Genomic DNA, 14,910 nt, shown 5'->3' with positions numbered 1-14,910 from the left:
ATTTATGCCTGACAATCAGGTCGCGATGGAGCTTGGCTTTGCTCATCAAATCTATTTCTTCTCAAAGTGGTCGCCGAAGTAATAGACCCTGTGATGGGATCCGTTCAGTTCAGCAGCATGCGGAGGGTGTCACTCTAAGCGCAACGCCTTTATAGGATCCACGCTCGCTGCCCGGCCTGCTGGCACAGCGCTTGCTACGAGAGCTACGAAGGCAACACCAAGGATCGCGAACATATAGCTTGCAATATCGAGAGCTTTCATTCCGTACAGCGAACTCTCCAATTGCATGCCCGCAGCCATGGCCAGCGGAATCCCTAATGCCACTCCAATCGCCGTCAGCGAGAGGCTTCCGCGTAAGACCATCCAGACCACCTGCAGGCGCTGCGCGCCCAGTGCCATGCGAACACCGATCTCCGCACTGCGACGGCTCACACGATAGGCAAGCGTTCCATACAGGCCGGTCGCGATCAGCACCACAGCCAGCACACCGAAGCAGCCCGCAAGACGGGCGAAGAGTGCCTGTTGCGATATGGACTGCTCAAAGACCGCGCTTTGAGTCATTGGTTCCATCAATGGCAAGTCAGGATCGATCTGCGCAATCATCTTGCGCACAGTCGGCAGCATCGCCATGGGATCGTTAGGCACGCGCATCTCGATATTGAGTTGGCTCACTGCGTCACCCTGCGTGAACACATCCCAAATCATCGGCGTCGCCTCTTCCGTGATGCTGGTGTACTTATGATCTTTCACAACACCTACGATGAGGTTAGGCTCAAGCCCCTTTGAATTACTGAGAACGTGGCCTACCGCGTTCAAGGTGCCGAGATACTTCTTCGCAAAGGTCTCATTCACAATCAAAACTTTAGGAGCGGTAGAAGAATCGGCATCGGAAAAATCTCTGCCCCGAATTACCTGGACACCCATCGTGCGAAAGTAGTCCGGGCCTACCGTATTGTGTCGATAGTTTGCCTGCTCTGGTTCAACCCCCTTCGGTTTATGGCCGTCTACAAGGACACCAGCGTTGTTGTCGGACCATCCAGAACCAGGCCGATTGCCAGCCATCGAAACGCTCTGCACGCCTGGAATCGTTCGCAGCCTTTGCTGCAACGCGACAAAGAAGGCAATGCTCTCCTCTTTGGTATGCGCATGTTGCGGCTGCACGCCGAAGACCAGCAATCCTTCCGGCTTCTGCCCAAGGGGTGTCTTCAACAGGTTTCGCAAGGTACCGAGCAGCAACCCCGCACCTACCAGCAACACCAGACACATTGCGATCTGCGTCACGATTACCGCATTGCCAGCGCGCACTTTTTGAGAGCTCGTATGGGAGACCGTAGAGGAACTACGGAGCACCATCTCCGGTCCGCTGGACATGGCCCTTCGTAACGGGGCCAGCCCGAACACCAGCGCCAGGAGAAGTAGCACCCCCAGAGTGAACCACGCCACCGCACCATCGGGCTGCAGATTCGATTGAATGTGCGCCCACGATCCCAGAGCCCGCGTCGCGCCCAGCGCGAAGATCCATGCGGCAGCGCCACCCAGCGCCACGAGCAACAGGCTCTCAGTGAGTAACTGCCGGGCCATCTCCCCGCGCCCTGCGCCGAGTGCAATACGTACACTGAACTCTCTCTGCCGGCTCGCATTGCGGGCCATCAACAACATGACCACGTTGCTCATGGCGATGAGCAGGACCAGTCCCACCATCATCATCAGCACCTTCAAGGATCGTGCAAACGAATCATCCTGACTGTCAAACTGCTTCGCCTCATTAAACGAAAGCTTATACGTCTCATCTCCCGCGTGCTTCGGTGCAACACCCGCATAGGCGACTCGTGCAAAGATTCCCTGCGCTCTTGCCAACCCCTCCTCACGGCTTATCCCAGGCGCCGTGCGGACCATTAGCTTCATGCACCACTTGTTGGGTGTTGTCAGGTACATTCCATACTCTGCCGGATTGCCCCACGCATTGAACTCGGGCCTGCTCTGCAGAGGAATCCAGAAGTCCAACGGCAACCTTCCTTCCGTCCCCTCAAATCCCTTCCTCGCCACACCGACGATCGTGAATGGGACCGACTTGATATAGAGGGTCTTACCAATCACATCGTGGCTGCGCTGATAGTGCGTCTCCCAGAAGCTATCGCTGATCACGACGACAGAAGTGTGGTCGTCCTCATCTTTCTGTACAAAGCCGCGGCCCAGCTCTGTGCCTACTCCCAGCCCACTGAAGTAGTTACCGCCCACCATGTCACCCGCGGCTTCCTCCGGCACTGTGCCGACCCGTATGGAGGTCTTGCCGCTCGAAGACATGGGAATGAAGGTCATTACCTCCAGCACGCCATGCTGCTCGCGTAACGCTTGATACATGGGGTACGCAAAGGACGTATCAGAGTCGCCAGTCTGAGAGGCTCCGTCAGGATACCCCGTTGTGTGTAGGTAGAAGACATGCGAAGAGTCCTGCACCGGCAACATCTTTCTCAGCACCGCATGCATCACGCTGAAGACGGCTGTGTTGGCTCCGACGCCAAGCGCGAGCGTGAGTACGCAGACGATCGTGAATACCGGAGTTCTGGCCAATTGCCGCGTACCGTAACGCACATCGCGCCACACCTTCGAAAAGAACATCGTCGTCCTCGATTCTCTCTGCCTCTGCCGGAGCAGCGTCGTATTGCCAAACTGCCGTTTTGCCGCTCGGATGGCTTCCCTGGCGGTCATCCCTTCCCGCTGATACTTCTCCGCGAGCATCTCCAGGTGGGTGTTCATCTCTTCGTCGAAGGCAACGTCGGCTCGTCTCTGCCCGACGAGTCCCTTGATTTTTGCGAGGAAGGTAAGCGCGCGATCGAACATAACTAAGCCTTTGCCTCGAGCGCCAGTACACGGCCAATCACCGCGGCGATGCGCTCCCAGTTTTCTGTCTCGACCGCCAACTGATTGAGACCGCGTTGGGTAATGCTGTAAAACCGCGCTCGCCGATTGTTCTCGGAGACGCCCCACTCGCTCGCAATCCAGCTCTTCTGCTGCAGACGCAGGAGCGATGTGTACACGGTGCCCTCGTTCAACGTCAGCACGTCTTCGCTCAACTGCTCGATGCGCCTCGCAATGCCAAAACCATGCAACGGGCCCAGGGCCTGCAGCGTCTTGAGGATCATCAGATCCAGCGTTCCCTGTAAAACCTCGGATTTGTCCGCTGCCATGCTTTCTCCTTTGGATATTGCATAGAAGCTACCACCCCTCCTTTGCAATGTCCACAGGAGAGCTATACGCGACGCTTTCTCGAAATGTTCCCTGGGTGTCTCAAATACAAAGGCAACGAAAGCGATTCGTCAGGTTGAAAGCTTACGTCTGGTTCAGGCTTCTTCTCCCAGATCGGGATCATAAATTTGCCCGGTACTGCTGACACTGCGGTAAAGATTCTGCGTACGGAAGATGAATTTTGTTTTCACGGGGCATTAAATGTGATATCTGATATATGTTCCCTGACATTTAGTACATTTTTGGTTAGCCGCGGGCCCACTCCATTCACAGCACCTTCTGGAGGTCGTAGATGAAGCTCTTAAATTGGTTTTCTGTTTCTGTCCTGTTTAGCGTTGGCACCCTTGGAGCCTGGGGCCAGTCGACTGCCACACTTTCAGGGACCGTAACGGATCCAAGCGGCGCAGTCGTGCCTGGGGCGCATGTAAAGGTGCATAGCCTGGCGACCGGGCTTGACCGCGTCATTGATACCAACTCCGACGGACTTTACGTTGTCCCCTCGCTACAACCCGGTGATTACTCGGTTCAGGCCACGGCATCGGGGTTCAGCAGCTACTCTGTGCAAAAGGTCACCGTGGACGTGGCCCAGACGGTTGCGGTCAACATGCACCTCGCTGTCGCGTCCGCAGGCGAGACAGTACAGGTGGAGAGCACGGCACAGCAGATCGAGACGCAGACGATGACGGTCGGACAGGTCATCGACAGAAAAACGGTGCAGGATATTCCGCTCAATGGACGTCACTTCCTCGACCTGACGGTACTGACGCCGGGCGGCGTGGTCGCTCCGACATCAGGAAGCCTCACCTCTCCCAGTCGTGGGCTGGGGGCCAACTCGTTCATTACGGCTGGTAATCGGGAAGACTCGGTGAACTTTCAGATCAACGGCGTCAACCTCAACGATATAAGCCAGAACCAGATCACCTTCCAGCCATCGATCAGCACGACCTCCGAGTTCAAGATCAACAACTCCACCTTCAGCGCGGAGTATGGCCGTAGCGATGGCTCGATTGTGACCGTTGCCACGAGATCCGGTACCAACCAGTTTCATGGCGAGGCCTTCGACTACTTCCGCAATGAGGCGCTGGATGCGCGCAACTACTTCAACCGGAACTTCAGTCCGACTACCGGACTTCCACTCGCGGGCCTGCCAGGCGAAAAGGCGCCGCTCAAGCGCAATAACTTCGGCGGTTCTGTGGGCGGTCCCATATGGAAGGGCAAGACCTTCTTCTATGCCAGCTACGAGGGCCTGCGTCAGCACCAGGGCATCCTGCAGAACAGCACCGTACTCACTCCAGCCCAGCAAGCGACGATAGCCGCCAATGCCGCTACTTTCCCTGTTGCCGCTGCGCTGGCCAAGCTCATTCCGCTGCCCAATAGTGGAAACAACTATGTTGCCTTCACCCCGGGCCCGGTCAACATCGACCAATACACGGGCGATGTGCTGCATCAGTTCAGCAGCAACGATTCCCTGCACGGTTTCTATGCCTTCCAGAAGGACGTTCGGACAGAGCCTGCGTTACAGGGCGACACAGTCCCCGGTTGGGGAGACCATCGCGCCGCGCATCGGCAGATCCTCACCTTAAGCGAGACGCACATCTTCAATCCGAACTTCGTCAACGAAGCTCGTCTGGGCTTCAACCGCATTTCTATCGCCTTCAATCCGGCCAATCTCACCGACCCGACCAGCGTAGGCCTTGGCGATGGGCTCTCAGGCAACGTGGGTCTGCCCCAGACCACACTCTCGGATATCGGTCTGGTCTTTGGTGGGCCCTCGGGTTTTCCGCAAGGACGCAACGACACGCTTGGGATCCTGTCGGATACGGCAACGCTGCTACGGGGTAAACACACGATCAAATTTGGCGGTGAGTTCCGACGCTACCTCAGTGCCAGCTTTGCGGCGAACATCGGCACCCTCACCTTTGTGAGCACACCCAATAACTTCGAGATGGATAACGCCACCGTCTTCAGCATCCAGCCCAATACCGTCTCCAGCCGCGTCTACGCCGATGCTGCGGGAGCGTTTGTGCAGGACAACTTCAAGATCACGCAGAGGTTGACGCTGGAGTACGGCCTGCGCTTCGAGTGGAATGGAACTCCGGTAGAGGGTGCAAACCGCTTTGTGCTCTTCAACCCCGCCGGTGTTGGCGGCCCAACGCTGACACAGGTTGGCACCAACGGACTCGCGGCCAACTCGGCTTATGGCCAGAACTATAACTACGAGCCACGCGTGGGATTTGCGGAAGACCTCTTCGGCACCGGCAAGACCGTGATCCGCGGCGGCTATGCGTACCTGGTGGACCAACCGGTTTCCGACGCTGTGACGGGACTGGCCTCCAATCCTCCTTTCAGCACCGCGGTTTCCTATAATGGGGCCGCCATTCCACTCTCATCTCTGTATGCCTCCGCAAAGGCCGCCGGTATTGGAATCAGCTCTATCAACCCCAACTTCAAGAATGCCTACATCGAGAGCTTCAATCTGAACGTGCAGCAAGCTCTACCCGACGGCATCGTCGCGTCGCTGGGCTACTACGGCTCGGTCGGACGCCACCTGCGCATTACGACCAATGAGAACCAGGCTAGCGGCCCAGTAGGGTCTCCGCATCTTTACTCCAACCTTTCGGCCAACAGCCCTATCGATCCCGGGGTGAGCATTGCCTCCAATATCAGCGAGGTGAATAGCATCGGCACCTCGAACTACAACGCCATGTGGGCTGTGCTCAGCAAGAACATGAGCCACGGACTCGAGATCAATATGAACTACGAGTGGTCGAAGTCGATGGACATCAACTCGCTGGGGTCGGAGGGCGGCCTCACGGCGGCAGGCGGAGCGCTGCAGGACAGCAACAATCCCAGCGGGAACTATGGTCTGTCGGACTTCGATACGCGCAATCATGTGGCCGGAACCGCGATCTACGCACTGCCCTTCAAGGGCAACCGACTGGTCTCGGGTTATCAACTCTCAACGATCGTGCAGTACCAGACCGGTAATCCAGTCAACATCACGGCAGGCAGCTCGAGCTACAACGGTCTTACTGGCGTGGTGCGCCCCTCGCAGGTTGGCCACATCATCACGCATAAATCGCAGACTCCCGTTGCTGGTTCGACGAGTTCGTTCACAAACGTTACCTTCATCCAAAATACTGGGGGCTTAAGCCCTGGCGGTACGGTCTGCGATGTGACAACGTACACCCCAGCCTGCGTCTTCGAGATCCAGGGGACCCAAGCCAGTTCAGCCACAGCCACCGCGCCGAGTAACTACACCGGCATCGGCAACATGCAGCGTAATGCAGTGACCGGCCCCGGGTTTGCGGATGTCGATCTGTCCGGACAGAAAGAGACGAAGCTCTTTGCTGGGGTGGCGTTTATTCTGCGCGTTGACGCATTCGACATCCTCAACCATCCCAACTTCGGTCAGCCGTCGGGCAACGTCCAATCGTCGACCTTCGGTCAGATCAGCTCAACTCGCTTTGCCACCAGCGATGGCGGCTCGTCTCGTCAACTCCAGATCAGCGGTAAGTTCACCTTCTAACCGATTGTGTGGGCTCTGCCGAAAGGTCTCTTTGGCAGGGCGCACCCTTAGCGCGTTCGAACCGTTACCATAGCGTCCGAGGGCGGAACACGAACGAACTGTGGATTCCGTGAATATGAAATGCTCAAGATAGCTAAACCGCCAAACCTTACCGAGCTCGCTTATCTGAGCGTCAGGCAGTCCCTCGTCGATGGTTCACTGGGCGAGGGGGAGAGACTGACAGAGGAATCACTAGCGACCCAACTGGGCATCAGCAAGTCTCCTATACGCGAGGCGCTCACCCGCCTGGAAAGCGAAGGCCTGCTCTGCATCGAAGCCAGGCGTGGTGCGTATGTCCGTATGTTCAGCGGCAAAGACGTCAGCGATCTGTATGAGCTCCGAGAGTTGCTGGAGGTCCATGCAGTAGGGCTGGCGGTGATTACACCCGTGTTTCTACTTGAGCTGGCGGAGAGCATCGAGCGTACCCAGATACATCTTCAGGCCGGCGATAGGATGGCGCACGTCGAGGAAGATATTCGTTTTCATAACCTCATCTCCACGGCTACAGGGAACGAAGAGCTTCGTCGCATTCTTGAGAATTTGAATCACAAGAGTCTTCTATGCCGGTCGAAGACCTTTGGGCTCTCCGCAACAACGGCGCCGGTAAGCCACAGCAGAATCTACCTTGCCTTGAAAGAGGGTGATCGTGGGCTGGCCCAAAAGGCCATGAGAGATCACATCCAATTCGTTCGCGACTCGCTGCTGCGCTCGCTGGGCGGTAGCGAGTCGAAGGTTGTTTCGGAAGAAGATGCCGGTGTCGTTGTTTCAAGCTAGCCACCGTTCAACCGCCGTTATGAGGTAAAGGAGAGCCAATGCTCCGTAGAACGTTTCTTGCAGCGATTCCCCTGACAGCCGCAGGTTCTCTCGTTGCTGCCACGAATGGTAATCACGAGCCTGCATCCGGTGACGGCGCGGAAGAGGTATTGAAGCTACCCAAGTTTCAAGCGCCTGGAGAGGAGCGGTTTCTCCGGCCCGATGTGCACGCCGGAGATCGGCCTGCCGGCGCCAGCTTTGCTTCTCGCTCGCCTGCGCTGGGTTGTTCGGGAGCTGCGGGAACGGCGCATCCGCTGGCCACGCAGGCAGCCATTGAGATGCTCAAGCGCGGCGGGTCGGCGGTCGATGCGGCTATTGCGGCCAATGCCCTGCTGGGCTTTGTCGAGCCGACCAGCTCAGGCCTTGGAGGCGACTGCTATGCGTTCGTCTGGGACCCGAAGGTGGGCAAGCTCGCGGGGATGGCGAGCTCGGGAAGTTCTCCGAAGTCGCTTTCGCTCGCGACGGCACGATCCCGTGCGATCAACGGAGCTTTGCCCGCGCTGGGCGCTGTCACGGTCTCCACGCCTGGTGCGCTGGACGGCTGGTGGATGCTGCACCAGCGCTACGGCAAGCTCAAGTGGGCAGAGCTCTTCGAGCCGGCCATTCACTATTGCGAAGCCGGCGATCCTGCACCGCAGATCATCGGCTGGTATATCAAACGGAATATGGCAGCGTTTTTGCGGCCGCACTCGGGTGTGGAGGAGACCGCGAATGCGGTACGTACCTATAGCCCAGGTGGAGTCTCTCCGAATGAATACGACGTGCGGCGAAATTTTGATCTTGCGAGGACCTATCGGATGATTGCGCAGGGTGGCCGCGATGTCTTCTACGATGGCCCGATTGCGAAGACCATCGACGCCTACTTCAAGCGGATCGGCGGCTGGCTATCAGCGGACGATCTCCGCGATCATCATGCCGAGTGGGTTGACCCGCTGGTGACGCAGTACCGTGGAGTGGACGTGTATGCGATGGGCGCCAACACGCAGGGGCTCGCAACCCTGCAGATGCTCAACATCATCGAGCAGTTCGATCTGCGGGGCTTTGGCTTCCAGTCGCCGGAGTCGATCCATGTACAGATTGAGGCCAAGCGCCTCGCCTACGAGGACCGTGCGCAGTTCTACGCAGACCCTCGCTTTTCGAAGATTCCAATCGATTGGCTCAACTCGAAGGAGTATGCCAAAGATCGTGCCAAACTGATCCAGTTCGGTCGCATCCTCGATCCTGTCTATCCTGGCCAGGCTCCCAGCCATGGGGACACCACCTACTTCTCTACTGCCGACAAGGACGGGATGATGGTGTCGATGATCCAGTCGAACTTCCGCGGCATGGGGTCGGGTCTGGTTGCCGACGGCCTTGGCTTTATGTTCCAGGACCGCGGTCAGTTGTTCTCTCTGCAGGATGGCCACCCGAATATCTACGCGCCCGGTAAGCGTCCCTTCCAGACGATCATCCCCGGTTTTGCGGCCAAAGACGGTGTGCCGTGGCTTGCGTTTGGAGTGATGGGTGGAGATATGCAGCCCCAGGGACAGAGCCAGATCATCATCAATCGCGTCGACTATGGGATCGATGTGCAGGCTGCGGGAGACAGTCCGCGCTGGCACCATGAAGGCTCCTCGCAGACCATGGGCGAAGACCCGCCGCACCTTACATCTCTTGGAATTCTTCGCCTGGAGAGTGGGGTTCCTGTTGCTACGCGCAAAGCTCTGGCCGCCATGGGCTGGCCGATGGGCGAGAGCGACGGTGGTTATGGCCGTTATGAGTGCATTGAGAACCGCAGCCAGGGTGGAGATCGCGTGTATGCGGCTGCTACCGAGATGCGCGCGGACGGGGTGGCGCTGGCGTATTGAGGGGTGACCGATTGATAGGACACAAATCCTACGCTTTAGTTGTAATCGGACGAGCCAGACCTACTCTTCGGCCCAGATTCGAGGTAAAAACACAATCGGGATCGTATTTAGCCTTTGTTCGGAGCCAGCCCTCCACCTCGGGATACATTGTGCGGAAGTTAGCCGCGTCCGTATAGGAGTCTTTGCCAAGATAGATGCGGCCGCCCGCCTCGATCACCATCGCATCGAGGCGGCGCAACAGAGCTGGGGTTTTCTCCCGGACGGGAAAATCAATGGCGAAGGTGTAACCCTCGCGTGGAAAGGAGAGAACACCTCCGCTTTCCTTACCCAGGCGTTTCAGGACGTTGAGAAACGGTAGCTCGCCGGAAGAGAGGATCGCCGTCAGGATCTTACGCATCTCTGCAAGGCCATTCTCGAAGGGAATGACGAATTGATATTGGGTAAAACCGCGCCGTCCATAGCTGCGGTTCCAATGAGCGATTTTGTCCAGCGGATAGAAAAAAGCTTCATAGTGGCCGAGCGGTTTCGCGCTCGCCTGTATGCGCTGGATCACAGCATTCACGACTCGGATGCTGAGGGGATTCAGGCTGGATTCGGGAAGGTCGAATGGCACGGTGAGCTTTGGAGGCCCTGATACTCGCAGCGGATTCGCCGCAAGCAACGGCGGTAGATCGCTCGTCTTCGCGTGGTCGCCAACGGTCAGAACGCCGCGACCTAATCGTGCACCGGTTGCCAAGACATCGAGCGTAGCCACTGAGTACGGAAAGGTGTGATCGTGCTCATCCAGTGCAGCCAGCATCTCCTCAAGGTCATTTGCACGAATCGATTTCTGGTGGAAATAGGTGGTTTCGATTTTGCGCAGCCGGATGGTGACGGTGAGGATAAAACCCAACAGTCCCATGCCGCCGAACGTGGCCCAGAAGAGCTCCGCATTTTCGTGGCGGCTGGCGCTTACAACTTCGCCGCTGGCGAGCAGGACCGTTATGGAATCGACACAGTTGCTGAAGCAGCCCTGGGCATGGTGAGCCTTGCCGTGAATGTCGTTCGCAATGCAGCCAGCGACGGTCACAAACTTTGTTCCCGGCGTAATCATTGGAAACCATCCGCGTGGAGCGAAGATTTTGATAATGCTCTCCAGACTCGCTCCTGCTTCGCAGGTAAGAACCCCGGTAAGCTCGTCAAAGAAGAGGAACCGCCCCATGTGTGTCGTGCAGATTACCTGACCATCGGCGTTGATGGCGCAATCCCCATAACTGCGCCCAAGGCCTCGGGCAATGGTTCCCGAGCGGTCTAGCACCGCCGCGACCTCCGAGCAGAACCCAGGCTCGTTCAAGAAACACTTGACCCGGAGGTTGGCACCCCAGCCTGCGAGAGCGGTCATGCCGTTATCGGTAGCCATGCTGTCTCCTACGGTCTAAGGTTTAGGGTCGACCAAGCTGGGTCACTGGAAGCGGTACTATCAGAGCCGTTCGCTGCGGAACCGTGAGGGTGAGATCCCATACGCCGCTCTAAATGAGCGGGACATATGGGAGTGGCTTGCGAATCCGCACGCCAGTGCAACCTCGACAAGGGTGACCTTGCTCTTGCGCAGCAGCACCTCCGCCTTCTGTAGGCGGAGGCGGCGCTGGTATTCACCCATCGTCTCGCCGAAATGACCGCGAAACGCCTTCGCAAGATGGACGGGATGTTTGCCGACGGAAGCTGCTAGCTCCTCGTTCGTTTTACTCTGCTCAGGCTCATCCTGCAGTTGCTCGCGAATTTGGCGCAGCCATGCGGGAATCGGCTTAATGTGGTGGCCATCATTCTTTTCCAAACGGCCAAATTCGGCTATGAGTTCCAAAAGCAGACCAGTCACGGTCAGTTCCGAGAAGCTGTCATCATGGCGTTTCTCGGCAATGACTCTACGCGCGAGTTGAGTTATCGCGGGACTCCGGACATGCGGTGCCTGGGCCAGGGCCACACCCCGTTCCGAAAGAAACTCCAGAGAGGCTGCTGTTGGAACGAAGATGAGCTTGCTTGAACCGGATGAGCCGAATTGCTGGGAGTGAACTTCGCCTGCCGGGTAGAACAACATGCTCCCTGGGCAATGTTCCGTATCTTCACTTCGAATGGTCTCCTGGTAGTCACCGCGGACGACAACAGTGAAGGTGCAGTCCTCGTGCAGATGAGGGCTCATACGATTATTTGCCGCATACGAGGAAAGCCGAAGCGCAGTCATGATGCTTCTCCGAAGTCACGAGTCGATGCTAATCGGGTGCAACCGGGCTAATTCAGGGAAAGACTCTTTCTGACCTGTTCTGTCACCATACCAAGTATGCGATATCCACGGAGAAGGCGAACAAGCTTCGGAGATTCGAAGCATCCTCTGAAAGGTCATGCGGCCGGACGAACAACCAACCCATTCAATACTCTTCTGATCCTCGCTGCTCTCGCCCTCGTCACAGGCTCAGCCGACGCGACGTTCGCTCAGGGGACCACGCAGACGCCGGACTTTTCTGCTGCCCACATATCCCCAACACTCTATTTCTCTTCTCCTTCTGAGGAGATGACGAGCCGCAACGCTCTACACATACGTGTTACAGACTTCGTCAAAGATTTGGCTCGCACCGACACAGCAGCGTTACCAGGAACCCTTAAAGTGGCCGATCAGATATTGATCGACCTTCAGCGCCACGCCGCATATTTAAAAGTGCAGGCTCTTGAGAACACGCAGGACCAGGTGGCGATAGACGCACGCGAAACCGTAGGCACGGACCAGTCCGTTCTGGAAGCCGCGGTCAGAGGCCGTCTAGGGCTAGTGCCTCAGGATCAGATCGCTACGCTCGGTCCTTATGCTTTGCTCGCACAGGAAGCCAAACAGGAAGCAGCTCATGACTTCTCACCCGACACAGAACACTATCGAGGGGTTGTCACCGCGTCGTTCGAAAACGATATCGAGAACACCTATGATCGTTTGTCTGAGACGTTGGGAGGCGGCAAAGACGTTTCGTCGACTGACCCAACCGTACGCCGCGCCGCGATCGGCCACTGGAACGATATCTACAATCAAGCCGCGCCCCTGACAGCGGCTCTACTGGGCAGCCTGGTGGATATTGAAAACCGAGACGCCGTCGCTCAAGGGTACGAGAACGCTGCCGACCGCAAATACCAGTCTCTTGGCCTTAGCTCCAAACTCATCGATCAGACACTCACAGCGGTTGCGGCCGAAGCTCCGGTATATCGCCACTATCAGCAGGTGCTGGCGGAACACACCGCGCGGAAGCTCGGACTTTCTTCCGTTTTCCCAGACGAGTTGAATTTGGGCTACACCACTTCCCCGCCTATGTCTTTCGCGCAAAGCAGAGATCTAATCCTCGATGCCTTGCGCCCCCTGGGCAAGGACTACGTCAGTCGCTTCGCCGCATTGCTCGATACCGGCAACGGCAGACTGGACCTGTCAGGCGGAACACACCGATCCCGCACTGGCACCTCCATCTCCGCCTACGACGCTCCGGTTGCACTCTACTTTGGTCATTACGACGGATCGCTGATGGGTACCAGCACGCTCGCTCATGAGGGCGGCCACGCTATTCACCGTGAACTAATGAATGTGAGCGGCATTCCTGTTTATGAACGGACGGGCCCGCATTATCTCTTTGAGGGCTTCGCTATCTTCAACGAATTGCTTCTCCTGGACCACGCGATCCAAATCGCAAAGACACCCACAGAACACGAGTATGCTCTGGAGCGATTGCTATGGAAACTCTCAGCTGAACTTTTTATGTCGGCTGAGGAGACTACGTTTGAGAAAAGTCTTTATACACAAGCTAACGGACATCCTTTACTCGACAGAGACAGCATCGACACGATTTACCGAAAGTCCATCGCACCGTACGAGTATTGGCCCATCGAAGAGGTAGGGATATCACGCGAGTGGATGCGCAAATCCCTCCTATTTGACGATCCGCTTTACCTCGTCAACTATCTATATGCGGCAGTGGTCGCAGTCGCGCTGTACGATCGAGCGCACACCGACCCGGATTTCGCTTCAAAGTACGAAGCTCTGCTCCGTCGAGGATTCGATGCAGACCCGCAAGCGATGCTTGCGCGAATGGGTATCCAGCTCGATGATCCGTCGCTGGTCAAAGCAGCAGCCCGGCTCCTACAGACGAAGACGGACGAACTACAGCGGCTTTACCAGGCCGAAGGCCAACCGTCCCAATAAAGGCTCGGGCGGAGCTGACTCCGCTTAGCAAGACGTCTTATGACAGGCGTCATTACGGATGAATGACGGGCAAATCGGAAGTTGAATCGCAGTTGTCCATCATCCGGCGTGAGCGTTGAAAAACTCACCCTCAGCCAATGCTTCGGCACTACTCCGTTTTGTCAGAGTTCGTGCTGGTCCTGAGGTGTTCGTCGATGACTGGTAGGGTAGACGCGCTGGTTGGGGTTGCACCGAGTATCTGCACCAGCGGAGCGGGCTTGGCTGCGGCAGCCTCTTCCATCGCGGTGTGTGCTGCAGGTGGTGCGACCACTACCGCATAGGCTGCGGGAACAATGGGCGCATGCGTGTACTCCCAGGCATAGTCGCGGGTCATGCGATAGAGTACGGCCATTCCAACTGCCAGGACGACAACGGTGAACAAGGCACCTTCAGGGCCGTAGGCTCCGCCGGTCAGCCAGTTCGGCCCGCTGCTGTCCGTGGTTACGAAACTCGTGTAGGTTGCCAGCCCGGCAACAGGCAGCCCCAGAAGAACGGCCGTCGCTGCATTCCAGGCGAAGTGCAGCCCCCAGCCCAGCCATACGGCATGCGTGCGGAGATAGGCGAGCGAGAACAGAATGCCCAGGAGGAAGGTGATGCAGAAGCTGAGGCCCGTTGCGTTGGGATGGAAGCTCGAAAGCACGGCGTAGATCAAAGACAGCAGGAGCGTTGCCAGCACCGGCCCGATGGCGGCGATGAGTTTGATATAGAGGTAGCCACGGAATGCGACCTCCAGGACGAGAGCACCTGCGGCGAGAGCGGCGAGCGAAAGCAGCGTAAGACCCCAGGCTCTCGGGGCAAACCAGAACTGCGGATGCAGCTCGCCGGCGATCACCATGGGAAGCACAGCGACGAGCAGCATGGCCCAGCCTAGCGCCACGCCCAGTTGACCTTCGCGAAGAGCTGTCGCTCGCTTCGGCAGAGCGTTATCTTCGCGGAGGTTTCCGCTTCGCGTGGCGATCCAGCTCAGCGTTGTGAACCCAACCAGCAGCAGAAACAGGCAAAAAACTTCGCTCAGAAGCGATTCAATCGAAGGGAGGTTCAGGCGATTCGCAATTCCCTGCGCAGAATGTTCCGCGACCGAGTGCGAGGCCAGGAGCCAGAGCAGTCCTGTAATGAAGAGAACGAATTGCATGGAGCGCGGAAGCGGACGCTGAGGTTGGGTGGACTGCAACAGAGACGGGCTCCTTCTGAAC

Annotated in this window: 9 protein-coding genes; 4 read left to right on the top strand and 5 right to left on the bottom strand. The window is 57.4% G+C overall.

Annotation, left to right across the window (positions count from 1 at the left end):
* Positions 1–129: 129 nt before the first annotated feature.
* On the bottom strand, positions 130–2,841 hold the full coding sequence (locus GSQ91_RS15350) for an ABC transporter permease (protein ID WP_158822640.1): 2,712 nt from the start codon (positions 2,839–2,841) through the stop codon (positions 130–132).
* Between the two features lie 2 nt (positions 2,842–2,843).
* On the bottom strand, positions 2,844–3,188 hold the full coding sequence (locus GSQ91_RS15345) for a PadR family transcriptional regulator (RefSeq protein ID WP_158822639.1): 345 nt from the start codon (positions 3,186–3,188) through the stop codon (positions 2,844–2,846).
* Positions 3,189–3,538: 350 nt separating this feature from the next.
* On the opposite strand from GSQ91_RS15345, the gene GSQ91_RS15340 reads away from it, so the two are divergent.
* From GSQ91_RS15340 to GSQ91_RS15330, 3 genes are all read left to right on the top strand, one after another.
* The gene (locus GSQ91_RS15340) at positions 3,539–6,775 is read left to right on the top strand and encodes a carboxypeptidase-like regulatory domain-containing protein (RefSeq protein WP_158822638.1); all 3,237 of its coding nucleotides are present in this window, start codon (positions 3,539–3,541) and stop codon (positions 6,773–6,775) included.
* Positions 6,776–6,895: 120 nt separating this feature from the next.
* On the top strand, positions 6,896–7,588 hold the full coding sequence (locus tag GSQ91_RS15335; RefSeq protein ID WP_158822637.1) for a GntR family transcriptional regulator: 693 nt from the start codon (positions 6,896–6,898) through the stop codon (positions 7,586–7,588).
* A gap of 38 nt (positions 7,589–7,626) precedes the next feature.
* A complete protein-coding gene (locus GSQ91_RS15330) occupies positions 7,627–9,474 on the top strand; it encodes a gamma-glutamyltransferase family protein (protein WP_158822636.1) in 1,848 nt (615 codons plus the stop codon).
* 28 nt (positions 9,475–9,502) lie between these two features.
* Here GSQ91_RS15330 and GSQ91_RS15325 read toward each other — a convergent pair whose 3' ends face one another.
* The gene (locus tag GSQ91_RS15325; protein ID WP_158822635.1) at positions 9,503–10,873 is read right to left on the bottom strand and encodes an FAD-binding oxidoreductase; all 1,371 of its coding nucleotides are present in this window, start codon (positions 10,871–10,873) and stop codon (positions 9,503–9,505) included.
* A 60-nt stretch (positions 10,874–10,933) separates the two neighbouring features.
* On the bottom strand, positions 10,934–11,692 hold the full coding sequence (locus GSQ91_RS15320) for an AraC family transcriptional regulator (RefSeq protein WP_158822634.1): 759 nt from the start codon (positions 11,690–11,692) through the stop codon (positions 10,934–10,936).
* A 420-nt stretch (positions 11,693–12,112) separates the two neighbouring features.
* On the opposite strand from GSQ91_RS15320, the gene GSQ91_RS15315 reads away from it, so the two are divergent.
* Complete coding sequence (locus tag GSQ91_RS15315; protein ID WP_158822633.1) at positions 12,113–13,678, top strand: M3 family metallopeptidase; 1,566 nt, start codon at positions 12,113–12,115, stop codon at positions 13,676–13,678.
* A gap of 148 nt (positions 13,679–13,826) precedes the next feature.
* On the opposite strand, the gene GSQ91_RS15310 is transcribed toward GSQ91_RS15315, so the two are convergent.
* A complete protein-coding gene (locus GSQ91_RS15310) occupies positions 13,827–14,888 on the bottom strand; it encodes a CPBP family intramembrane glutamic endopeptidase (RefSeq protein WP_158822632.1) in 1,062 nt (353 codons plus the stop codon).
* Positions 14,889–14,910 lie beyond the last annotated feature (22 nt).

Source organism: Granulicella sp. S156, from assembly GCF_009766105.1.
Taxonomy (GTDB): domain Bacteria; phylum Acidobacteriota; class Terriglobia; order Terriglobales; family Acidobacteriaceae; genus Granulicella.
The sequence above is the reverse complement of the archived record's forward strand: the minus strand, read 5'-3'. Positions and strand labels throughout refer to the sequence as shown.